This is a genomic window from Vibrio sp. BS-M-Sm-2, from assembly GCF_041504345.1.
Classification (GTDB): domain Bacteria; phylum Pseudomonadota; class Gammaproteobacteria; order Enterobacterales; family Vibrionaceae; genus Vibrio; species Vibrio satsumensis.
Genome location: NZ_CP167895.1, coordinates 1,542,242 through 1,565,766, shown reverse-complemented (window position 1 = coordinate 1,565,766; position 23,525 = coordinate 1,542,242). Strand labels below are relative to the sequence as shown.

Below are 23,525 nucleotides of genomic sequence, written 5' to 3'. Positions count from 1 at the left end.
GTTATGTTGTAAAACAGAACCGAGTAGACAAGGGAACGATGCTGACTATGGGAAACAATCTCGATAATCTCGACCTAAACTTGTTACGTTTGCTAAAAGTGGTCGTAGAGACTCGCAATACCTCTGTGACTGCGAAAAGGTTAGGAATATCTCAAACAAGTGTGAGCCGAGGATTGGCCAAGCTTAGAGAGACGTTTGGAGACCAGCTGTTTATTCGCAAAGCTCACGGTGTTGAGCCTTCTGAGCTTGCCGAGAAATTAGCAGAAGCAGCAGAGAATATGCTGACTCCATTCACTCAAGTGTTAGAAGCGTATCAAGACTTTGACGCTAAAGAGTATACTGGCGATATCGTAATTGCGTGCGATTTAACGCTATTGGATGTATTTGGCAAAGGGTTATATCAGTCAATAAATCAGGCGTTACCCAAAGCACGCTTAAAATTGGTTTACTGGCAACAACACTCACTGCAAAGCATGCTTGATCGCCAAGTAGACTATATGCTGCATTACACCATGTTGCCGCTACCACAGGATATCTACACACATCATCTTTCTGATATCGTAATCAACTTGGTTGCGAGAAAAGATCATCCTGTTCTTTCTAATTCATCTCACTGGGATGACATCAAAGACCTTCCGTTGGTTAAGTATGCTTCCGATTCTAACGGTGGAAAATATGACCCTTACGATGAGTTGTTTTTGGCCAAGGGCGTTAAGCCGAATATATGTTTAGTGAGTCATAGTGTTCCAATCATGGTCGATAAGCTTGTCAATTCGGATGCGTTTAGTTTCAATAGCAGCTACATCTTAATGCACGACGATCAATTGGCTTGTTATCCTCTCCCCGTAATTCCTGAGCACTTGAGAAGCATTAGCGTGTCGGGTGGCTATTTACAATCGAAGCGTGGTTATCCACTTAACCAGCTTTTACACCAAGCGGTACAGTCTTTTTTCAATTCTATCGTACAGCCAGGTAACAAAGCTTAGAGAAAACAAAAAAGCCTCTACGTACTTAACTATTGGGTTAGTACATTAGAGGCTTTTTAGTGTTTATATTTACACCTTACATGCGGTGTCTATCGTTATTTTTATCGTAGGGTTCAAGCAAATAATAAGTTTAGAACTTGTAACTCACACCAACTGACGCTAAGTATTCTTCACTTTTGTAGAAGTTAATATTTGAATCGTTGTAATTCACACCAGCAAAAGAGACTAAATCCCAGTTCTCTAATCCAGCGATATTCGCGTATTCGTAGGCAGCAAAAAACTTGTGTCGATTATCAGAGCGTGTTTTTCCATAAATTGAGTTTTGTCCGTCAAAATCGCGGTAAGCGTAACTGCTTGTTAAAGCCACTTTGTGAGCACCATGAGTTACAAAGTAAGTCATTTCTAATTGATATTGATCGAAGGTTTCAGCCTTGCCATCCGCATCGTTATGTAGGTAACCTAAGGTTGTGCTTAAGCCCATGTTTGGTGTGAAATATGCTAAATAACCACCTTTTACCGAGTACATGTCGCTGTCACGCGTGAGTTCAGAGGCTTGAACTTGCTCGTCGTCTACTTCAGTTGTCGCAAATGCCATGTCCATTGAGAAACCAGAGCCGATGATATTGTTTACCTGAAGTCGGTAAGCATGGCCATCAACGTCGGTTTTGCTGCGACGGCCTTCCAAGTAAGGGTCTTTCCATACCTCACCAGAAAGTACTGTCGGTAGGTAAGCAACGTCAACTTGAGTACCGTTTTGCATATTGTACTGATAGCCGATTTCAAAGGCTAAGTCGCCCACGGCTAAGTCATCACGAGATGTACCTAAATAGACTTTTTGATTACGACTTTCACCGAGTTCGTAAGCGATGTTTCCCAATGGCATAACAACCACATCGTTATTATGTGAGCCTTTGTTCGTTCTATTCTTTAATACTGCATCGCTTTCTGTGCTTAAGTTTGAGTTGGTTGAAGCGTAACCCGTTGCAAGGATGATTTCACCGCTAATACGTGAAGAATCAAATGCGAAAGCGCTCGTTGTTAATGAAGATAAGATGGCTACTGACAATATGCTTTTAGTGTTCATGGTTTATTTCTCTCAAGTGTTAGTTTTTCCTTTTTTTGTTCAACATCCGTTTACGAGATGGATATTAAATTAATGAGAAATAATTAATATGGATAACAGTTATGCATATTTGAAAGGCTTGATAGAAGAATATGAATATCTCTTATTCATATATTGAACATGAGATGGTGTTTAGAGTGGGTTTATGTTTTTAGTCTTGGAAAAGCAAATGCAGTTAATCACGGTGTCAAAACAGGAAAAATACCAATCTACAATATACTTAAACGATCACCCCTATGATGTACTTGATATAGGTGAAGGAAGATGTTCTATCATCATCGTTGAAGATATTGATGCCTATCTCGAAAATTTAAGCAATCCACTAATAAACAACAGGATCATTCTTGTTGATGTGTCGAAGATGCTTGTCAGGCAAACAAACGGTAGGGAGTCGATAGAGAGTCTGCTGGCAAAGGATCTTCACTTGTTGTTTGATGTGTTTTGGTTAGAAGAGGTCGATGTAAGAGCAGAAGTACCAAGTTTAAAAATGAGTGAAATATATAGCGTAGTAAGTATAAGGAACTACTCTTGCTCTCTGTTGAAACGAAACGCCCTCAGTGCCACTGCACGTTGAAAGTATTGATTGTAGAAACGATATAGAGTCTATAAAGATAATGTAAAGGCGGTCATAGGACCGCCTTTTTCACCATCGCGTCCAAACTTCAAAGGATCTATTGATGAATGGTTTGGTCAGTTTAGGTTAAAGCGCAATGTGGTGGTCTCCGCACCGTGTTTTTCCATTGTGCCCATGTATTTAAAACACCACAGATTCTATTGCGTTCTTGCCATCTAGAGCTATTGAAGGGTTCAACTTGGTGACGATCCCAATGGAGTATTCCCGAGAAAGCTTTGATATGCTGGCTGCTTGGCACCCTAGATATAACGAAGACCTATTACAAAAATGTGTGACATCATTGCTCAAGGTTGAGAAATAATCGATAAAAATAACAGGCTATATTGAGGTCTTTACTGCGACAGAAAACGGGTATTGAAAACGACAGTAAAGTAGGGCACGTCTACTGAATCGCTCGTATTATTAAACGAAACGTTTAGCCAGTTATCATCACGACTTGTTTGTTAGTCACAATAGTGTGATTATTTAACGAGTGATATTACTCGGATGCATGTCTTATGATGACTATCGAACAGCAGCTTTCTCGGCTGGATCTAAATTTATTGGTGTCGTTAAGTGTTTTAATCAAAGAGAGGAACGTAACGCGAGCTGCCAACACCTTGTACCTGTCTCAGCCTGCGATGAGTCGTACGTTAAGTCGCTTGCGAGAGTTGTTTGATGATCCATTGTTTTATCGAGAGTCTAATGGCTTAGTGCCCACGCAAAAAGCGCTGGAACTGCAAGCGCCTTTGGAAGAGTTACTATTGGCGATGCGAAGCCTAGTGACAAAATCAGCTTTTAATCCAGAAGAATGTGTTCAAACGTTTGTTGTCTCGATACCGCCATTGATGAGTAGGATGCTTTCCGTGCCGCTTGCTGAGCGATTTATGAAAGAAGCCCCTAACGCTAGTCTTATCGAATATCCGGTAGCGAAAACGCCAACCAGTCAGCTGCTATCCAGAGATGTGGATTTTACAATTCACATCGAAGCCCCGAGTAACCCAATAGAATTCCCATACGTTAGCCTTGGCAGAGTCTACCCAGTTTTTTATGTTGCGGCTAATCACCCTTTAGCGAAAGTTGAAAATGTAACGCTTGAGCAGTGTCTAGAGTCTCGCTTTGTTGATCTCACGCTCGATATCCGTTCGAACTACGGTCTGCAACACCCTGTGGATAGCTACCTAGCAAAGAATGGAGTGCAGAGAGATATTGCATTTAAAAGTGGACAGCTTCTTACGTTGGTGGAAGTGATGCAGAGTTCGAATACAATTCTGATTGCGACTCATAAGTTAACTGAACTAGAGGGGATAGGTGACAAGATAGCGCCTATTTTTTCTCTAGATAACGTGCCAGAGTTAATGTTCGAACTGTTTTTGATTGAGCATAAAAGAACCGTTACCAGCCCAGCACATCAATGGTTCAAAAACTTAGTAGTGTCCGTGATTGAAGACGTTGTTTGTGACAGTTGACCCCAACGTCTTTGCTCACACCGCAGCCTAAGTTAAGTTCACCGATTAGTTCAGATTCCAATTAAACTTAAATGGTGTGCTTCGGGTTTTGGGCGAATCATTGATAGCTTTTAACAGTGTTTTGGCTTCTACTAGAGAAATTGAGAGGGAAGCTGAAACTGAGCCTTCCGCATCTTTTGCGTAGCCAAGCTTCAATAGTTTCTTCCAAATGTCGTTTGATTCCGAATCTAGAGGCAGTTGAAGCGTGCCTTTCGAAAAGTTTTTTCGCCCCGTAATCTCATAGATAGTTTGCACTGCTTTGCTGTACTGCTTTTCTTCAACGTGTCGACAAAATTGAATACTCAATTTTTTGGTATTTAATTGCTGGCGTGCGACAAAATAACGCTTTAAATCAATGAAGTGTTTTCCGATCTGGCGAGCAATCGCAGCAAGGAATACTCCAGCGATGACCAAGTAATACCAATATTGACCCAACCAATTCGATAAGGTTTGAGCCCCATAGATAGAGCCTAAAGTGTTACTTAACGAGTCTAACAACTTTGCGTCACCGACTTGAAGCGTCTGCTGCTCTATAGTTAACGATTCCAGCTGATTGGTCTTTGTGTTCCACCATGTCATGGTCTGTTTTGGTAAGACAACTTTCCCTTGTTCTTGCAGGATTAACGTTACCTGTTGTTTGAGTGTCGCGGTATTGCTTTTATTCAGTCGATTAAACACGTTTTCTTTGACTGCTGGTTTGCGATACAACTCAACGCCGGAAATGTCTGGGATGTTGATCTCCGGCAGCAACATCATGTGCGAGTTTGCCACGCTCAACGTATACGTGGCAGTGATAGCGTGGCCAACTTCGAATTCGCCGGTTAACGGACGGTCGGTTGATATCGAAAGCTCAGCATTTGGGCTAACAATCAACGCGTCTGTATCAATGTTACTCACGGGCATTTTGGATGCAAAGTTAATGGGTTGCGAATGAATCACGCCCTCAATAACGTTTTTGTCAGTAAGCTCTACACTAATGGGAATGCTCAATTCAGGAACAGTAAACTCGCCAGCTTGCATTGGGTACAAGTAGTAGCGTGCTTTTTGTGTAAACCACTTAGTGCCTTCGATTGTGCGTGCTGAACGTGCGACTTTCTGCTCATCTTTCTTTACGACTGTGTAGGGTATATCTAAGTAAGGTAATGCCAACTCCTCTTTAAAGGGGCGGGTACTCAATACTTCAACGTCGAGTGCGACTTGTTGTTTCACAGCGACATTTTGAGCTTTTATCTCAACGTTCAGCTTCAATTCATCACCACTGACAAGTTGGTCTATGTCACTAGCACTTGCAGGCATTGAAATTAAAAGCATCATCGCTGATAAGACAGTAAACCAACACTTCAGAAGATCGAATGCTCGGACTGTCGATTTAGTTTTGTTCATTGCTGTATTCCTGCTGAAATTTTTGTCTTAGAAACTTAGATGGATTCTGTCTGACTTGTTTTAGCCAGACTTGGTCAGAGATCACTAGCTCCTTCTGACTCCCTTCTTTTGGTTCGTCGTCGACCAATTTCCTATCATCAATGACTTTTTCTGAATCTTGTTTTGTCGGTGGTGTGTTCTTGATTTTCTCTATCGCAGCTTCCACAACAGCGAGGTTGTTTGTCGCTTGCTCTTCATACGTTTCGTTGTTCAACAGTTCGTTGTAAAGCGCAGTGGCTTTATCAAATTGAGCCGTATGAGCATAGCTGTTCGCGACGATCAACTTAGCGAAATCAGCCAGCTCTTCCGGTTTACCACCTTGTTCACTTGCTTGTGGGCTCAATTGGTCAATTGCGCCAAGGAAATCACCTGACAGATAACGACTGTAGGCTTTCCAGTTTGGATCATCGAATAGGGCGGCACTTTGTGCGTAGTTGCCTTGCTTGAACTCGATATAAGCGTGTTGATCGTTGGATAGCCAAAAATCATAAAATGAGTGCTTATTGGCGATTCCCCAAATCAGATTTCCTGCAATAAGCATAAGCAACAGGTGCATTGGCTTAAGTTTGGATAACCAAGGTACACGATTGATTTGATGTGTAGTCGAAGAGGCTGATTTCGTCAGGTTGTATAACTTTTGATTTACTGCCTGTTTATTATTTACCACTGAAGCGTCCACCCTTTTCTAAACCACATTAATTGGATAGGCAGCAACAAAAACAGCAACCAATAGCCTGCATCTAACCAAGGTAGGGCGTTATCGCTGACCGCAAACAGGTTGTTCTGAATGCTCTGATAAACCGCTTCAACATCGCTAGCGTCGTGAGTGAATGAAACCATTTTACCATGACCTGCTTGCGCCAGTTGGGACAGTGAAGCGAGTTGAGTTTCGGTTAAACCTGCTGTGCCATTTCCGCCGCTCTGCGAGTTTTCACCCATAGCCCACACGATCACTTGGTGGTGCTGTTGTTCAAACGCTTTAGTGAATTTTTCTATCGCTTCGTCATTGGTCTTGTCTGTCAGTATCAATACTGTTGATGGCGTTTTTGCTTGTGAAATTAGCTCGAGCGTCGGCTTTAAGACCGAAGCCGGTTTGTTCTTGTTCTCTGGCAGCAAGCTTCCATCCAATACATCGAGGAAGTATCGCGTTAACTCTTTGTCTTTGGTGACAGGCATCGCGACATGAGCACTTCCGCCGTATATCACTAACCCGGTTTTTGAATCGCCGCGCAGTTCAACGAGCTGATTGATCTTGTGTTTAGCACGATCTAATCGTGACGGCTGAATGTCGGTTTTATTCATTGAATCAGACACATCCAAGGCAATCACTAGCTCGGAATTGTCTTCAAAAAATGGTGAAGGTTGTTGCTGCCACGTTGGACCCGCCATAATGAGCGTGGCTAGAACCGCAAACACCAGAAACAATCGATTAGGAGAAACTATACGAACTCTATTTTGGTTGAGAGACAGATGTTCAACCATGTTTTTAGACATGACGGGCTGCCACTGGGTGACTAAATCGTCTTGTTGAACGAGTGCACGATAAAACAACACGAACGGGACCAATGCTAACAACCACAGTGGACGCATGAAATGAAACTGGGTGATATCGCCACCAAACAATGTATTGAAATCAGTCATTGGTTAGCTCCTCTCTGCGGCGAATAACATGCTTTACTTCTTTTTGATGACGTCTTTGACGGCGTAGATTGGCACCAAACACGATTAAGGCCGCGAGTAGGTTGCTCACCAGACAAACGCCAAATACATAGTGGTGCAAGCTGTGTTTAGGACGGTGAGATAACAGTTCAAACTCTTGCTGTTCTAGTTCGTCTATCGTTGCGTAAGCTTGTTCGAGTTGTTTTCGGTCCATGGCATGAAACATCTGCCCGCCAGTTGCGGCTGATACCTTCTCTAAAGTGGGAAGATCCATCTTGTAGCGGCCTTTGGTGCTCGGGTCACCAATTGCAATGGTGTAAATCTTCACCCCATATTTGGCGGCGATTTCCGCAGCTTTGACAGGAGGCATTTTCGAACTTGTGTCATCACCATCGGTTAGCAGAATCATCACTCGTTGACGACTTTCTTCTTGTTCGAATACGGCAATTGATAAGCCAATCGCGTCGCCAAAAGCAGTTTGAAATCCGGCATAGCCAAGTTCAACGTCTTCGAGTAGCGATTGCCACACGTTAATATCTTCAGTAAATGGTGCCTGAACATAAGCAGAGTTTGCAAATAAGATTAACCCTAAGCGGTCATGCTCTCGCTGGGCTGCAAATTCACGCAATACCTGCTTTGCAATGGTTAGACGGTCGTGTTTATTGCCTTCTTTATCGGCAAAGTCCTCTTCTGACATTGAACCAGATAGATCCAGTGCGACCATAATTTCACGAGCGGATTTCTTTTGTTCGATTGGTTCGCCTATCCACATTGGTTTGGCAATCGCGACGACTAGAGCAAGATAGCTGATAATGACCAATAGCCATTGGACTTTACGACGGCTCATCTTGACCGCGGTTTCAGAGGGCTCTTGTGAAGACACTGCAATCAGGCGATCAAAAAAGGGCACTTGAATCGCGCTTTTTGACTCTTTGTAAACAGGCAATAACCAATACACGGCAAAGGGTAAGCAGAGCAGTGCAAACGCTATTGGGTATTCAAATTCGATCATGTGACACCTCGTGATGTTTTATCCAAAGTGCAACGTTCTCCATGATGGCGTTTCGTTGTTCTTCCGTTAATGTCGCTGCTGAAGAGTAGGCGAGTTGAGCAAGTACGCCTGAGAGTTCTGATGTAGAGAACTCGGATGAAAATTGACGCTTGGTGCAATGGTCATCTAACCATTTCTCCCAATCTGTGCCGGTTAAAGGGGCTACTTCTGTACGAGGGAAGGCATACAATGCGGTTCTTCGTAGCAGTTGTGGTAGCTTTTGAAATGATGAAATGTCACCGGATTGGGCCTTCAAAGAGAGTTGCTCTAACTCTACTAAGGCAGCGCGTCGGTATGTGTTTGCTAGGTACTTTTTAATAACTAAATAGACACGATATAAAGCAAAGCAAAACAGCAACAAGAGTAACCAGTACCAGCCAGGTGCATTCGGTAGCCATGAGATACTTTCTGGCAAAGAAGGCTCAGACAAAGAGGCCATTAATGGATTCACGTTTTCTGGCTGTAAAGGTTCAAGCCCAGTGTTAGTCGTCATAGTTTGCATTCTCAGTTATTTAAATCGCGCCGAGTGCTTTTCTAAGCTGAACATCGGTGGGGTCGACTGTGTTGAACGGCAATACAGGGATTCGATATTTCTTCGCCACCGCCGTGAAATTATCGATGGCTCGAACAACATCTTTGGCGAACGCATCGCGTAACTGTGCTTCTTGGCCTGATACGGATAACTGCAATTGTCCGTCGCTAAGTACCATCTTATTAAGCGTGGCTAAATCATGTTCCAGCGGGTCGGTGACATGGCACAACACCACATCGTTGTGTTGACACAAAGCCTTGATTTGCTCTTCGCTACGCTCGTTATAGCCGTAGCCATCGGTAATCAAGATCACTAGGCCATCATGCTTAACCAACCTTTGCGCCTGATGAAACAATTTTTCGAACGAATTGGATTGCGTGTCTTGAGCCTTTCCCGCTTTTAGCTGCTGATTCTTACTCGCAATTTCATTGAGTATTTTGAGTACGTGGTTTGCGCTGCGTTGTGGAGGAATTGGCAGTGCAGTGCTGTCGTTATAAACAATCGCACCAATACGATCGGTACTGTCTATGACTTTCCAAGCAATCAAAGCTGCGATTTCTGCAGCAACTACAGATTTCATTCGACCTGTACTGCCGAAGAACATGCTGGTGCGCTGATCGACCATGACATAAACGTTACGCTCGCGCTCTTCAGAGAATATTTTGACGTGTGGCTTGCCCGTTCTATTTGTCACTTTCCAATCCATGGTGCGAATATCATCGCCAATTTGGTAGTGACGCATCTCTTCAAAGTTCAATCCACGTCCACGTAGCTTAGATACATGACGACCCGTTAACGCGCTGTTGATTGGCTGAGCAGGTAAAAAGTCAAAGCCATGCGCCTTGTATTTCAACAATCGCAATGCCTTTAGATTCGTGTAGATATCAGGATCAAGTGTTGGTTTCGTCTCCATGGTGACCTCTCGCGTTACGCTACTGCAACCTGAGACAAAATCTCATCGATAACTCGGTCGGAACTGACGCCTTCAGCAAGTGCATCGTAAGACAGAATCAAGCGGTGACGCAGAACCCCATGAACCACTTTACGAACATCATCAGGGTCGACAAAGTCCTTACCGTTTAGCCATGCCATCGCTCGTGAACATTTGTCTAACGCAATGGTTGCACGTGGGCTTGAACCAACACCAATCCATTGTGAAAGGGGAGACTCTGGGTACAACTCTGGCTGTCTTGTTGCTACAACAATTGCGACAATGTATTTAAGAACCGCGTCGCTACAATGTATGTCTCGCAGTTGTTCTCGAGCATCAAAAATGCACTTAGGGTCAATGGGGGCAGGTTTCTCCGCACTAGGTTTTTCCTCACTGCGAACCATCTTAATGATCTGCTCTTCGGCATCCGCATCTGGATAGTCGAGATTTATTTTCATAATAAATCTGTCCATTTGCGCTTCGGGAAGAGGATAAGTACCTTCTTGTTCAACCGGATTTTGTGTCGCCAAAACCATGAATAGTTCAGGTAGTTTGTAAGTCTTGCCTGCAACCGTGATTTGTCGCTCTTCCATCGCTTCCAACAACGCAGCTTGCACCTTTGCTGGAGAACGGTTGATCTCATCGGCCAGTAATAGATTGTTGAAAACTGGGCCCGGTTGGAATGTAAGAGTCGGTTTGCCGTCGACGTCTTGATACACCTCTGTGCCTGTCACATCAGAAGGCAGTAGATCCGGAGTGAATTGAACACGACCAAGGTCAACTTGTAGAGCTGAAGCCAATGATTTGATAGAACGAGTCTTTGCTGTTCCGGGTAATCCTTCAAGCAGAACATTACCATTCGTAAGTAAAGCGACCAGTAATGTGTCGACCATATGTTGCTGGCCAATTACTGAAGATTCCATCTGATGCTTGAGTTGGTTTATTGAGTCTAGAGTTGGATTCATTTGCTTACCTATTGACTGACTAATCAAGTGAGAATTTGGTCACTCGACGGAGAAAAAGTGAATATTGTTAGTTAAAGCAATTATTTAAATCACCTTTGCTAAGGGTAGTCGAAAATAATATCGTCATACGCGACTGACATACCTTTGTTAACTACTCACCTTGGAAATGCTTAACCGCATGGTCTATAAATAGGCTACTGTATTGTTTGTATTTTAATCAAGAATAAAGGTTGGCATATAACATTACTTTGCTGCATATCTCTTATACGGCAGTGTCATTTGTGAATTTATGCTGCATTGATAACATTGTTCACAAGTTGAGCGGTTAACGAACTAATTGCTCCTACAGAAACAAATGGACTATGTTTGGTTTAGCGTTATCGATTTTATTAGAGGTCAACAATGAAAAAATTAGCATTAGTAGTTTTAGGTTTAAGCGCAGTTTCACTTTCTTCTTTCGCAGCTGAAGAAGTTTCAACTCTTACAGAGTTCTTCAACACCGATGGTGACGTAACAACCGTTGATAATTACGCTGTGCATGAAACTTCACGTCAATATTTGAAGAACCAAGAGATTGTTGGCGTCAATACATTCCGTCACAAACGCGAGCTAACGCCAACAGATGAACAGGATGTGGTTCGAATGAACCGAGACACCTACTACTCAATGGCAGTAATTAATGTATCAAAGGGGGCGACCGTTACGTTACCTGAGATTCCGGAAGGCAAGTACATGTCGATGGAAGTGATTACAGAAGATCACCGCATTCAGCCAATGCAATACGGTTCAGGTACGTTTGATCTTTCGACTCATATCGGCGATCACGTTTATGTCATCATTCGTACAGACGCTACATTCTCGAAAGATGAAGTTCATAAAATCCAAGATCAAATGAGTATTGATGCAAAAGCGAAAGGCGAGTTTACCGCTATGCAAGTGGATGAGAAATCTTTTGAAGAGGTAGAGACAAGCCTTAAGAAGGAAATGCCAACAATACTTAAGCGAGATGGTGCCCAAGCGACATTTGGTATGTTTACAAGCCCTGAAGATGCTTCAAAAGAGATGTTTACTAAAGAGAAATACGCAGTTGGTGCTGCTGTCGGTTGGGGAGGTGCACAGCTAGAAGATAACATCTATGAAATATCTGGAAACTTCCCAACAGATACTTGTCATCAGGTAACCTTTGAAGATCCTAAGAATCAAGCGTTTTGGTCAGTCACGGTCTACAACAAGCAAGGCTTCATGTTTGATGATGTAGCAAACGTAAGCTCGAACACGGCTGATAAAAATTCAGACGGCACTTACACACTAAGCTTTGGCTGTGGTGATGGCGCTGTAAATAATATCAAAACAGAAAATGACTCTGGCGCGTTTAACTTGGCTTTCCGTCATTACATCCCAAGCCAGAAAGTACGCGATGGGTTCCGAGTACTTCCTTCTGTGAAAGCGATTAATTAAAAATGATATAGCCAAATATCAATTCGAGAAGCGCGTTGTTGCCGAATGATAGTAACGTGCTTTTTCGCATTTATAGTCTTATAGACTATTTTGATTAGTGTTAGTAGGAGTTTTATATTCTGTTTCGATAATTATGTAAATACCCCCCCCAATAAATAAGCTATTACAATGAAATGCCAGATATTACGTAGAAATTAATATGGACACTCTTCGAGTGATAATTGTATTTTCTTTTTTAATATTAAATATATATGTTTGACGAGTTGTAATGCCTTGATGATATTTAAGTTGTATTGGTTTTTATATTTGTCCTAATTGTGATATCTCTTATATCAACACTTGATTGTGGTGAGTTTTAACGGGAGTTGATATTGCGGAGAGCTGTATGATAATTCGATTGATAAGATTGGAAATCTAGAAGTAGATATTGGTATTAACCATTAAAATTAAATTAGAAAGAAGGCAGTACATGAAAAAATTAGTGTTCTTAATTTCCTGTTTATTGAGCTTAAGCTTACAAGCTAAAGTCGATATGGCAGATCCCACCGCTGTCTACAGTAGTTTGGGGGCTGAAGTTAATACCGCAGGTGTAGACATGAGTGTGGGGCTTGCTTCTGGTCGACACTTGGCTTTATTGGAGTCAAAAGATGGCTTCGATAAACTAAAATTAACATATGCAAATATGAAAGATGGCCAAGGCTTCTACACTGAAGTAGGAGGGAATAGCGATGTTAGAAATGTGAGTGCTGGTTATATTATGACATTTAAGTTAGATGCCTTAGTGATATATCCAGTTGCAATGCTAGGGTATACAAATAATGAAGTGGTAGATGATTATGATATGACATCAACATTGGGTTGGTATACTCGTTATAAGTTTGCAGATAATTTCCACCTTGGTCTAGACCCTTTTTATTCCTCTCAATATGGTAATGAATATCAGGACAGTTTATCGACTGACTTGTTCGTCGGATATCAACATGGTCGCCATAGATTCAGACTTGGTGTTAATATGATCAGCAACGATGAAGAACAATACTTTTTAAACTATAAGGTTGCTTTTTAACTCAAGACCAAAAAAATACTTTAGAGAGAATGATTATAGCGACCTTGAATATAAAGTTAACGAACAAGCTTGGGTTTTACATTTTGACACCGGTGAACATTGATAACATTTCCTTCTAACACTTCATAACTTTAATTTCATTAGTAATTAGAACAATATCGATTCAATAAGCGCGTTTATTGGCAGTGGCAGTACGCTGTTTTTCATTTAGTACCTAGATATGTGCCTAGTTGTCTGCTGTGTTGAATTATCAGTGTGTGCGAAGACGTTTAAGAAATGGATGAGACTTAAACAGTTTCAATCTCAGCTTGCCTAACTTGCGTTACATCCAATAAATCGATTAAACATTATCTGTACCTTACTGGTATTTATGTCGTTGTATCGGATCTTCAATGATTGCTCGTACCTTATGCGACAAGGCTTCTGGTCAATTCGACAAAGTATTGAGCCAACAATCGACTTATGTTTGCTTTACCTGTTGCTCATTGAGGATGTTTCATGTGTTCTCTTTGCGATGTATAGTTATTGATAAGTCATTTACTTATCGAATGTTTAAGTTTCAAATTGATGTGGGTGTCATGAAGAAAAACGGATTTACTTTAATTGAACTGATCGTGGTGATTATCATACTCGGAGTATTAGCGGTAACTGCGGCTCCAAGATTCCTCGGTATCCAAGAGTCAGCAAGAGAAGCGGTACTTGAGGGCGTCGCAGGTGCGATGGAAGGGGTAATCACGCAGGTAACCTCTAAGGCTATTATTGTCGGATTAGACCCAGCTGCTAGCAACCCAAGTGACCAAAGTAACTATGTTATCGATTTTGGTATTGGTAGTGTGGAAGTCGATTGGGGAACGCTTTGCCCTGAAAGCCGAGGGGAATCAGGGGATAAATTGAACATGCTCGATTTCCTTACCTTGTCAGATGATGACAGCTTAACGTCTGACTTTGCTAATAGGTATACAGTGGTTGGTTATGAATACCCGTTTACTACATCAGAACTTGATGGCCCAATTATAAATGTTCTTCCATCTGGATGTTATGTTCTTTACGATTCTTTCGGTGGTCGAGTAAGTGGAAATTCGTGTCCTGATGGTGGTTGTGAATGTACCGTTGAAGTGGTGAACGACGAGTGTTAACCAGAGAAGCTAAACGACTCTATTTGGAATAAAGCTTATTCGAATTAGATAAAAAAGCGCGTTATTGCCGAGTAGCAATAACGCGCTTTTTTGTATTACCTTGTTGATTTGTCTTAGTTTGCCAATGGAGCACTTGCTGGTGGCAAGTCACGCTTCTTAATCACGTATCGTAAGCGAATTAACATCAGTGTCGCTGATACGCTCAAGCCCGTTAGGATACCAATCCAAAAGCCTTCTTCACCCATTGCAGGAACAATGTAGTCTGTTAAACCCAACACCATGCCCAGTGGTAGTGCTAAGCCCCAGTATGAAGCGATAGCTAAGATCATCGGGATCTTAGTGTCTTTATAGCCACGTAACGCGCCGTTGGCTGAGGTTTGCAATGCATCGCTGAATTGGTACATCGCCGTAAAGGTCAACAATACTGCTGCTGTCGCGCTAATTGCTGGGTCGGTGGTGTAAAGCCTAATGATCCATTCAGGGAACAGAAGGAACATCGCAACCGAAAGTAATGATATCAACGCGGCAACCAAAATGCCGACTTTGCTGCGTTCAATTGCGCCTAGTTCATCTTTTTCACCTAGCGCGTGTCCAACACGAATCGTGATGCCAAATGAGATACTCATCGGAATCACGTAAGTTAGGCTCGAGATGTTAAGTGCAATTTGTGCTGCTGCCACGTTCTCTGCACCAATACGGCCAATCATTAATGCGATTACCGCAAAGATGCTGCCACATACGGCGATGTTCATCCCGATAGGTAAACCTAATCTTAGAAGGTGAAGCATCTCTTTTGCTTTTGGCTTCGCGTCTGCAAAGCTGATGATGGTCTTGTAGTGGTGATGACCTTTAATGTAGGAATACAGCATCCCCGACATTAACCAATACACTAAGCTTGTCGCCCAGCCACAACCCACAGCACCCATTTCAGGGAAGCCGAATTTACCGTAGATAAGCACGTAGTTGACCGGAATATTCACCAACAGACCAACCACAGAAATGATCATCGGTACTTTGGTGTTGTTCATACCTTCACAGAAGCCATTCAAGGTGTAGAACAGGGCAATACCTGGCACACCAAAGGCTAGGGCAAAGGCATAATCACTGCCGATAGGGATGATCTCAGCGGCAACCCCAATCCATTCTAAGATCGGTTTCGCACTCACCAAGTAAGCGATAAGTAGCACACTCGCTATTAATGCCAGCCAAACCATCTGGAAGAATTCAACAGAGATACTTTGAAAGTCACGTGCGCCACGGTGGTAAGCGACAACAGGCGTTAACGCCATAATCACGCCACGCAGTAGCAGCAACACAGGAATCCAAAGGCTGGTACCAAGTGCAATAGCGGCAAGATCGGCAGGGCTTACTTGGCCAGCCATTGTCGTATCGACAAATCCCATCGCTTGGGTAGCTATTTGAGTCAAAATGATTGGAACCGAAAGATGCATAAGCGCACCCGATTCACGAGTAAAAGGACGAAGTTTCGTTAGCATGGAAGTTCACAACACCAATATAAATACACGAATGATGGCAGGATGGCCGGTGTGCATTTTAGGATGTGCCCCGTTGGGCGGGCGACAATATAAACACCTTACCGTATAGGGTCAAGCTTTGAACTGAACAAACTAAATAGCGAGTAATGTGGTGTTGTTTTTTGCATTTTAATCAAACACTTATAATTTTTCTGAATCTGACTTGTGGTGGTTCTATCTGAGGTTAAAACGGTACTAACTCTTGTTTAAATGGCATTTATATAATTAAAAGTATGCTTTTATATGTGTTAAGTCACATATTGATTTTAAAAATAATTAAACCATTGATAGTTGTTTGTTGTTGAGTACTATGTCGAACGTAAAGTGCGTGTTACAAAATATTAATAAAAACAAAAATAAAAGGTTAATAAATTGAAATCCAAAACTAAGTTGCTAGGAAGAATCGACTTTGAAAGTAATTCTTTAAGGAAAGACCTTGATATCATATCTAAGTTCCCTGTGTTTGAAGAAGAATACAACGAATTTAATAGTGGTACGTGGATAAACAATTCATTGTGGAATGATGACGGGGATTATCAAAATACCCAGTACAAAGATAATAAAAACAAAGCGAAGATGACCGAACTAGGTAAGCAAACGTTATATATCAATGAAATTATCAATAAGTACTTTGACGTAGAAAATCTTAAAATGGTTAGGACGCGTAACTTAATAAATGGTCAAGTTATACCGCACAAAGATTTTATTGAATTGGGTGATAATAAGGGAAAATATATACGTGTATTAATTCCTCTTGAAACTTCGTTAACTTCTTATCATAGTGATGAAGACTACGGGGTATTTAGAATGCTTAAGGGTGATATTTGGATGCTTGATGCAAGTGTAGTCCATGCAGCATACAATTTTGGTGATGGGAACCGAGTTATTCTTTGTTTAGATTTTCAATATGATGGTGTAGATAATGTAGAGCCCTCACTTATATTCAAAGACAAATCTATTCATGATGAAACCATAGAAGCTATGGTATTTAAAAGGGCACCCCTTCGAGAGCAAGATGTTTCAGATTTTATTTTTGATATCTCAAAGTCAATTTATAACCTTGAAGATCTTAAAAGTGCGATTTTGAAAGTATCTAGTGCTCATGTTCATCACGATATACCAATTAAAGAGACGTACGATATCCTTATTGAAGCTACGAAGTCTAAAGGTGGCGATATATATAATACTTGCCATGAAATGAAGGAATATTACACTGTTAATAGAAAGTTAGGCGAAAGATTCACTACAGTGTAGTTTTTATAGCTGGGAGGCTATCTGTGAAATATTTAGGATGGATTTTTGTTTTTCTGTGGGCTTCCGGCTATATCGCGTCTTCGATAGGATTGAGTTACACTAACCCACTTACTTTTATAACACTTAGAGTGATTGCTGCATTATTTGTTTTCGTAATTATTAATTTTTTAATATTAAGAAATAATAAAGTAGATAATAGGAGTATGGTACATGCCATGATTGTAGGAGTGTTTATACAATTTCTCTATCCGGTCTTTTTCTCTTATTCATTGGTGTCAGGAATCAGTCCTGCGATGTTGACGATAGTCTTAGGATTGCAGCCAGTTTTAACGTTAATAGTATCTAGAGATCTAAATTCGAAATTTCAAATTTATGGGGTCTTAGGTTGTGTACTCGGTACATTGATTTTTTCGGTGGAAAATTTCAGCTTGGGAACGACAAATTTTGAAAATCTTATACTTGCAATCTTGTCGTTATTAGGTGTTACATTTGGTTCTATACATCAAAAAAAATATTGTTCAAACATACCTATTGAAAAAAACATGTTGTTTCAATGTTTTTCAGCAACACTAATACTATTGCCTACAACCATTATTTTTAGTGAGTTTAAATTTGATGTAAACAATATTTCCATATCAGCATTACTTTGGCAGTCACTTTTAATTTCTGTGCTTTCATCTATGCTCCTTATAAAAGCCTTAAAATCGGGTACGGTGACTAATGTATCTACGTACTTTTCTTGTGTCCCAGCTGCCACTGCCGTAATGGCATACATATTTTTTGATTCTGTAATAACAGTAAATATGATGTTGGGTATGTTTTTGATATTTGGATGCACTTGGCTTATACAAAACCAAAATTGGATTGATGTTTTTTTTGAAAATAGAGCCAAGCAGAAAACGTAAGTATAGGTTTGCTATTTTTTTGCTTACTAAGTCTATTCTATAGTCGACAATAATATATTATAAAGACCACTTATAAACGTGGTCTTTTCCTATCGTAGGAAATATAATAATTTTATTAAAGAAGATGACGTTGCGGGCAGTGTTAATTATTGGTTTAGTCTTTGTCTGATTATTAATTATAGTCCTTCGCGAATGGTCTATATGGCCTTTTGGGCCTTTTGTGTTTATATGAAAACTGGCCAAGGTTAAGCTACATTAAAAATGTTTAATCCAAGTCATTTAAATAAAACTGAATCACCTTTCAATGTTTCGTTTCTCAACAAGTTTACCACATAATTTTAGTCCGCTTAACGTGGACATTATATGCCCAGGTTGGATATCTTATTGAGGGGATAATGAAAGATCCAGATAGCTAGTGTTCTAAGTGGAAACTCGAGAGAATAAAGGGGCGCCTGAATTTGTTATTCGTACTGCATTTTCTGCTATTTTTGGGGTGATGATCGGTCGAAGTATTGCCCCTTTGTCTATTTTTTAGAAACAGCTTGAAGTTGGACGAAAACTACTAATGTACTAATGAGTGGTGTTTGGGTATCTGTTGGCAGACTTCCTCTTAATTTCATAATTTGGTTGTGGCGTGAAAGAAAGGATAAACGTCATACCGCTAGGTTTAAACAACACATTGAACAAACTACTATGGCACCAACTATTTTTGTATACCATCACTTCTTAGCTTCAAATCTGGCAGCGTGTAAACTTCTTACTGCCACAAAGCCAACAGAAACACAAAAAGACCAATCCCAAGTGTGACTTTCAAAAATAAGCCAAGAGGGGCTCCACCTTTTGGCGCTTTGTTACAACATCCCATAATCGTTTCCTAGTCATATTGAACTCGTGAGTTAACCTTAAACCTTTCCCTTACGGTAAGGTCAATGAGTTTATAAAACTTCACCAAATTAACCTTTCTTATCGTGTTGGATTCGTTATGATAAATCCAAATTCTGCGATTAGAAGTGAGAGGGTAATGTGTTGATAGAAAGGTGGTTAGAGATTGATGGTGACCAGCTTTATTGCTTGTCGACTGACATCAAAGAGTCTCAGGAAACATTAGTGTTAATTCATGGGTTGGGTGAGTCACATTTATGTTTTGCCGACTCGTTAGATTGGCTCCCGAATTACAACTTAGTCATGTTCGACCTTTGTGGTTATGGCTATTCTCCTGCTTCAGACATAGCCCATTCAACAGAAACCCAAGCAAAGCGAATATTGAAAGCTCTCGACCTATTGAGCATCAATGATTGCTTTCTACTTGGGCACTCTTGGGGCGGCGATACATCGACGTTGGTTTGTGAATACGACACGAAAGGTATCGTGCGTGGTTTCATTAATGCTGAAGGCGGGTTGCACGAAGAAAGCATCATTCTATCCCAGATTATTGCAGACACATATTCTGAACTAAGTACTGATGAATTTACGAACTGGGTGAAAGGAGAAGGTTTATCAAAACGTTTTGCCATGGCTTGGGGACACGGAGCGGGTGTTAAGTATCTTTCGTCAGTTAGACGATGTGAGCCAGAGGTTCTTGGTCAAACCGCCAGTGAAATCTACGGGCAACATGCGACTCAAGATATCCGTGGCGTGGTTGGCTGGGGACAAATCTACGAAAACTTATCCATACCTAAAGTATATTTTTGGGGTACTGACAGCTTAAAGGGGTGTGAACGTGCGAAAGTGTTTATTAGTACGTTAGACAATGTTTCGTTTGAGGGCGCAAACCACTGGGTGCAAAACGATCCGGCTAAGTTCTATGCAGAAGTAGACAAATTTATTACTTGTGTTAAAAGCGCACCAAAGCTTAGGTAACCATTAGCCATACTCAAACCAATATGTGTATTGCGGACCAGATTGAAGGATCTTAGCCTATCAGCTTAAAATAATTGACTATCCAACAAAAAAAGCGAACCAAATGGTTCGCTTTTGTTTATCTAAAATCTGCAAAAATTAGTCTTCGTAGTTATCGATGCTTGGGCAAGAACAGATTAGGTTACGGTCGCCGTATACGTTGTCTACACGGTTAACAGTAGGCCAGTACTTCGAGTTCTTCGTTGCTTTCGATGGGAAGCAAGCCAGTTCGCGAGAGTAAGGGCGATCCCATTCTGCGCCTGAAAGGTCAACTTGTGTGTGCGGTGCGTTCACTAGAGGGTTGTTGTCTAGTGGCCATTCACCGGCTTTCACTGCTGCCATTTCGTGACGGATTGCGATCATCGCTTCACAGAAACGGTCTAGCTCTTCTAAATCTTCAGATTCAGTTGGCTCAACCATTAGTGTGCCAGCTACTGGGAAAGACATAGTCGGCGCGTGGAAACCGAAGTCCATTAGACGCTTAGCAATATCTTCTTCGCTGATGCCTGTGTCTTCTTTAAGTGGACGAATATCGATAATACATTCGTGTGCTACGCGGCCGTTAGTGCCACGGTAAAGAACAGGGTAGTGAGGACGTAGTTTTTCCATCACGTAGTTCGCGTTCAGAATCGCTACTTTCGTTGCGTCTGTTAGGCCAGGTTCGCCCATCATTGCGATGTAAGCCCAAGAGATAGGTAGGATTGAAGCACTACCTAGATCTGCAGCTGATACCGCGTAGTCTGAACCTTGTACACCGTTTTCGATGTGACCTGGTAGGAAAGGTGCTAGGTGCGATTTAACGCCGATAGGACCCATACCCGGACCGCCACCACCGTGTGGGATACAGAATGTTTTGTGTAGGTTCAAGTGAGATACGTCTGAACCGATGAAGCCAGGTGAAGTTAGACCTACTTGAGCGTTCATGTTCGCGCCGTCTAGGTAAACCTGACCGCCCGCTGCGTGTACTTGTTCACACACTTCTTTCACTTGCTCTTCGTATACGCCGTGCGTAGAAGGGTAAGTGATCATGATGCTTGATAGGTTTTCTTTGTGCTTCTCGATTTTCGCTGCTAGGTCTGTCATGTCGATGTTGCCATCTTCATCACACTTAACAACCACTACCTTCATTGAAACCATTGATGCTGTTGCAGGGTTAGTACCGTGCGCAGAGCTTGGAATCAGACAAACGTTACGGTGAGCTTCACCGCGGCTTGCGTGGTAGCGTTGAATCGCGATTAGACCCGCGTATTCACCAGATGCACCAGAGTTAGGCTGTAGTGAGAAATCGTCGTAACCAGTGATTTCACATAGCTTCTCTTTAAGATCTTTCGCTAGTGCTGTGTAACCAGCCGCTTGATCAAGAGGTGCGAATGGGTGAATTGAACCAAACTCAGGCCATGTTACTGGGATCATCTCAGCAGCAGCGTTCAGCTTCATCGTACAGCTGCCCAGTGGGATCATGCCGTGCGTTAGTGAGAAGTCTTTGTTCTCAAGCTGTTTTAGGTAACGCATCATTTGCGTTTCGCTATGGTGCGTGTTGAATACTGGGTGAGTTAGGAACTTTGATTCACGACGGCAGTTTTCTGGAATTGCCGCAAATTCGTTTGATGCAATGTCAGAAGATAGTGCTTGAACGTCTTCTTTCACGTCGAAGATAGCGAATAGGGCATTCACGTCGTCGATCGTTGTTGTTTCGTCTAAGCTGATACCGATCTTACCTTTAAGAAGGCGCAAGTTGATGTCTGCTGCTTGCGCTTTCGCGTACAGCGCATCTGTCTTCTCTTCAGAGTTGATCGTGATCGTATCGAAGAAGCTGTTGTTCGTTAGCTCGTAACCCGATTTAGTCAGGCCAGCCGCTAGAATAGCTGTCATGTGGTGTGTACGACGAGCAATAGTACGTAGGCCTTCTGCACCGTGGTAAACTGCGTAGAAAGACGCCATGTTTGCTAGAAGTGCTTGAGCTGTACAGATGTTCGATGTCGCTTTCTCGCGGCGGATATGTTGCTCACGAGTTTGCATTGCCATACGTAGTGCTTGGTTACCGTGAGTATCGATAGAAACACCGATGACACGACCTGGCATTGTACGCTTATGCTTTTCACGAGTACCCATGAATGCAGCGTGTGGACCGCCGTAACCCATAGGAACGCCGAAACGTTGCGCTGAACCGATTACTACGTCTGCGCCCATTTCGCCAGCAGGCTTAAGTAGAGCAGAAGCAAGTAGGTCAGTAGCAACCGTTACAAGAGTCTTATTTGCTTGAGCTTTCGCAATGATGTCCGTTAGGTCACGAACTTCGCCTGTTGTACCAGGGTATTGAACCAACGCACCAAATACGTCTTGCTCTGGAAGTGTTTCAAGAGCACCAACCATTACTTCAAAACCGATGTACTCAGCACGAGTTTTAACAACTTCTAGTGTTTGAGGATGAACATCGTCAGCAACGAAGAATACTTTGCTCTTGCTTTTACCAGCACGCTTACACAGTGTCATCGCTTCGCCAGCCGCTGTCGCTTCATCAAGAAGAGATGCGTTTGCGATTTCCATACCAGTAAGGTCCATTACCATTTGTTGGTAATTCAGTAGAGCTTCAAGACGACCTTGAGAAATCTCTGGTTGGTATGGTGTGTAAGCTGTGTACCAGCCTGGGTTCTCTAAAACGTTACGCAGAATAACGTTTGGAGTGAATGTGTTGTAGTAGCCTTGGCCAATGAAGGTACGTTTCACTTGGTTTAGGTTAGCGATCTCTTTAAGAGAGGTCAGCATGTCCATTTCGCTCAGTGGCGCAGCAAGTGTCATTGGTTTTTCAAGACGGATTTGTGCAGGAACCGTTTCGTCGATCAGTGCGTCTAAGCTAGTCGCGTTGATCGCTTCAAGCATTTTCTGCTGGTCTGCTTTATTAGGGCCGTTATGACGAGCAACAAACTCGTTTTGAGTACCCAGGTCTTTTAGTAATTGGCTTTGAAGTAATTCAGTCATGATATGTTCTACTTTCTCTTTGGAGCCGTGAGCTAGCCCCTAAAATTAAGCTGCTCAAAAGAGCAGCTTTATCGTAATGAGGTTACCTATTAGTCTTCTTCGATAGAGCTTAGGTATTCTTCCGCATCTTTAAGGTTGTCTAGTTCAGACGCATCAGACATCTTCACTTTAACAATCCAACCACCTTCATAAGATTCTTCGTTAATTAACTCTGGGCTATCTTCTAATTCTTCGTTGATTTCTACGATTTCGCCAGAGATTGGTGCGTAGATATCAGAAGCTGCTTTCACTGATTCAACGAGAGAGAAGCTTTCGCCAGCTTCTATTTCGTCTCCAGTGTCAGGCAGGTCAACAAACACAACGTCACCTAGCATCTCTTGAGCGTGCTCAGAAATACCGATAGTCACAGTACCGTCACCGTTGTCTTTTACCCACTCGTGGCTGTCTGCAAACTTTAGTGTATTGTCCATTGCTTATTCTCCAAAAATTTATGAGGTTTTAAT

The 23,525-nt window shown here is 42.0% G+C and carries 20 protein-coding genes and 1 pseudogene; 10 read left to right on the top strand and 11 right to left on the bottom strand.

Translation table 11 applies throughout. From position 1 onward, the window contains the following. The first annotated feature begins 47 nt into the window (after positions 1 to 47). Entirely contained in the window at positions 48 to 986 is a 939-nt protein-coding gene (locus AB8613_RS22905) for a LysR family transcriptional regulator (protein ID WP_285954542.1), read from the top strand. Between the two features lie 130 nt (positions 987 to 1,116). On the opposite strand, the gene AB8613_RS22900 is transcribed toward AB8613_RS22905, so the two are convergent. Next, positions 1,117 to 2,070, bottom strand: a complete 954-nt coding sequence (locus AB8613_RS22900; RefSeq protein WP_372385109.1) for a DUF2860 family protein — start codon at positions 2,068 to 2,070, stop codon at positions 1,117 to 1,119. Between the two features lie 208 nt (positions 2,071 to 2,278). On the opposite strand from AB8613_RS22900, the gene AB8613_RS22895 reads away from it, so the two are divergent. The 3 genes and pseudogenes from AB8613_RS22895 to AB8613_RS22885 all read left to right on the top strand — a co-directional run bounded on the left by AB8613_RS22895 (position 2,279) and on the right by AB8613_RS22885 (position 4,191). Next, on the top strand, positions 2,279 to 2,683 hold the full coding sequence (locus tag AB8613_RS22895) for a hypothetical protein (RefSeq protein WP_285954540.1): 405 nt from the start codon (positions 2,279 to 2,281) through the stop codon (positions 2,681 to 2,683). A gap of 69 nt (positions 2,684 to 2,752) precedes the next feature. Further along, positions 2,753 to 3,044 (top strand): annotated as a pseudogene (locus AB8613_RS22890) (LysR family transcriptional regulator); the annotation flags it as partial. A gap of 196 nt (positions 3,045 to 3,240) precedes the next feature. Then, positions 3,241 to 4,191: a LysR family transcriptional regulator gene (locus AB8613_RS22885; RefSeq protein WP_285954539.1), complete on the top strand. Its 951-nt coding sequence runs from the start codon at positions 3,241 to 3,243 to the stop codon at positions 4,189 to 4,191. Between the two features lie 45 nt (positions 4,192 to 4,236). Here AB8613_RS22885 and AB8613_RS22880 read toward each other — a convergent pair whose 3' ends face one another. Genes AB8613_RS22880 through AB8613_RS22850 form a run of 7 tightly spaced genes read right to left on the bottom strand, consistent with a single transcriptional unit; the run spans position 4,237 to position 10,802 of the window. Beyond that, positions 4,237 to 5,613 carry a BatD family protein gene (locus AB8613_RS22880; protein ID WP_372385108.1) on the bottom strand — a complete coding sequence of 459 codons (1,377 nt, stop codon included), beginning with the start codon at positions 5,611 to 5,613 and terminating at the stop codon, positions 4,237 to 4,239. Beyond that, the gene (locus AB8613_RS22875) at positions 5,600 to 6,319 is read right to left on the bottom strand and encodes a hypothetical protein (RefSeq protein WP_285954537.1); all 720 of its coding nucleotides are present in this window, start codon (positions 6,317 to 6,319) and stop codon (positions 5,600 to 5,602) included. Before AB8613_RS22875 ends, AB8613_RS22880 begins: the two co-directional genes overlap by 14 nt. Continuing rightward, positions 6,313 to 7,293: a VWA domain-containing protein gene (locus AB8613_RS22870; protein ID WP_372385107.1), complete on the bottom strand. Its 981-nt coding sequence runs from the start codon at positions 7,291 to 7,293 to the stop codon at positions 6,313 to 6,315. The genes AB8613_RS22875 and AB8613_RS22870 overlap by 7 nt, the downstream gene beginning before the upstream one ends. Continuing rightward, complete coding sequence (locus AB8613_RS22865) at positions 7,286 to 8,323, bottom strand: VWA domain-containing protein (RefSeq protein WP_372385106.1); 1,038 nt, start codon at positions 8,321 to 8,323, stop codon at positions 7,286 to 7,288. Before AB8613_RS22865 ends, AB8613_RS22870 begins: the two co-directional genes overlap by 8 nt. After that, positions 8,310 to 8,855 (bottom strand): DUF4381 domain-containing protein, encoded by a 546-nt coding sequence (locus AB8613_RS22860; protein WP_372385105.1) that lies wholly within the window; start codon positions 8,853 to 8,855, stop codon positions 8,310 to 8,312. The genes AB8613_RS22865 and AB8613_RS22860 overlap by 14 nt, the downstream gene beginning before the upstream one ends. Before the next feature lie 19 nt (positions 8,856 to 8,874). Then, positions 8,875 to 9,807 (bottom strand): DUF58 domain-containing protein, encoded by a 933-nt coding sequence (locus AB8613_RS22855; protein WP_327784332.1) that lies wholly within the window; start codon positions 9,805 to 9,807, stop codon positions 8,875 to 8,877. A gap of 14 nt (positions 9,808 to 9,821) precedes the next feature. Then, positions 9,822 to 10,802 carry an AAA family ATPase gene (locus AB8613_RS22850; RefSeq protein ID WP_372385821.1) on the bottom strand — a complete coding sequence of 327 codons (981 nt, stop codon included), beginning with the start codon at positions 10,800 to 10,802 and terminating at the stop codon, positions 9,822 to 9,824. A gap of 390 nt (positions 10,803 to 11,192) precedes the next feature. Here AB8613_RS22850 and AB8613_RS22845 point away from each other — a divergent pair, with 390 nt between their 5' ends. From AB8613_RS22845 to AB8613_RS22835, 3 genes are all read left to right on the top strand, one after another. Beyond that, the gene (locus tag AB8613_RS22845) at positions 11,193 to 12,248 is read left to right on the top strand and encodes a DUF1254 domain-containing protein (protein WP_372385104.1); all 1,056 of its coding nucleotides are present in this window, start codon (positions 11,193 to 11,195) and stop codon (positions 12,246 to 12,248) included. A gap of 469 nt (positions 12,249 to 12,717) precedes the next feature. Continuing rightward, positions 12,718 to 13,314, top strand: a complete 597-nt coding sequence (locus tag AB8613_RS22840) for a hypothetical protein (RefSeq protein ID WP_372385103.1) — start codon at positions 12,718 to 12,720, stop codon at positions 13,312 to 13,314. A 578-nt stretch (positions 13,315 to 13,892) separates the two neighbouring features. Continuing rightward, on the top strand, positions 13,893 to 14,450 hold the full coding sequence (locus AB8613_RS22835) for a prepilin-type N-terminal cleavage/methylation domain-containing protein (RefSeq protein WP_146491638.1): 558 nt from the start codon (positions 13,893 to 13,895) through the stop codon (positions 14,448 to 14,450). Positions 14,451 to 14,563: 113 nt separating this feature from the next. On the opposite strand, the gene AB8613_RS22830 is transcribed toward AB8613_RS22835, so the two are convergent. Further along, positions 14,564 to 15,946 (bottom strand): MATE family efflux transporter, encoded by a 1,383-nt coding sequence (locus tag AB8613_RS22830; RefSeq protein WP_327784331.1) that lies wholly within the window; start codon positions 15,944 to 15,946, stop codon positions 14,564 to 14,566. Between the two features lie 411 nt (positions 15,947 to 16,357). On the opposite strand from AB8613_RS22830, the gene AB8613_RS22825 reads away from it, so the two are divergent. The 3 genes from AB8613_RS22825 to AB8613_RS22815 all read left to right on the top strand — a co-directional run bounded on the left by AB8613_RS22825 (position 16,358) and on the right by AB8613_RS22815 (position 20,004). Beyond that, entirely contained in the window at positions 16,358 to 17,239 is an 882-nt protein-coding gene (locus AB8613_RS22825; RefSeq protein ID WP_146491636.1) for an aspartyl/asparaginyl beta-hydroxylase domain-containing protein, read from the top strand. Positions 17,240 to 17,262: 23 nt separating this feature from the next. After that, on the top strand, positions 17,263 to 18,144 hold the full coding sequence (locus AB8613_RS22820) for a DMT family transporter (protein ID WP_372385102.1): 882 nt from the start codon (positions 17,263 to 17,265) through the stop codon (positions 18,142 to 18,144). A 1,023-nt stretch (positions 18,145 to 19,167) separates the two neighbouring features. Then, positions 19,168 to 20,004 carry an alpha/beta hydrolase gene (locus AB8613_RS22815; RefSeq protein ID WP_372385101.1) on the top strand — a complete coding sequence of 279 codons (837 nt, stop codon included), beginning with the start codon at positions 19,168 to 19,170 and terminating at the stop codon, positions 20,002 to 20,004. 138 nt (positions 20,005 to 20,142) lie between these two features. On the opposite strand, the gene gcvP is transcribed toward AB8613_RS22815, so the two are convergent. Beyond that, a complete protein-coding gene (gcvP, locus tag AB8613_RS22810) occupies positions 20,143 to 23,022 on the bottom strand; it encodes an aminomethyl-transferring glycine dehydrogenase (RefSeq protein WP_372385100.1) in 2,880 nt (959 codons plus the stop codon). A gap of 89 nt (positions 23,023 to 23,111) precedes the next feature. Continuing rightward, complete coding sequence (gene gcvH / locus AB8613_RS22805) at positions 23,112 to 23,492, bottom strand: glycine cleavage system protein GcvH (protein ID WP_017105929.1); 381 nt, start codon at positions 23,490 to 23,492, stop codon at positions 23,112 to 23,114. Positions 23,493 to 23,525 lie beyond the last annotated feature (33 nt).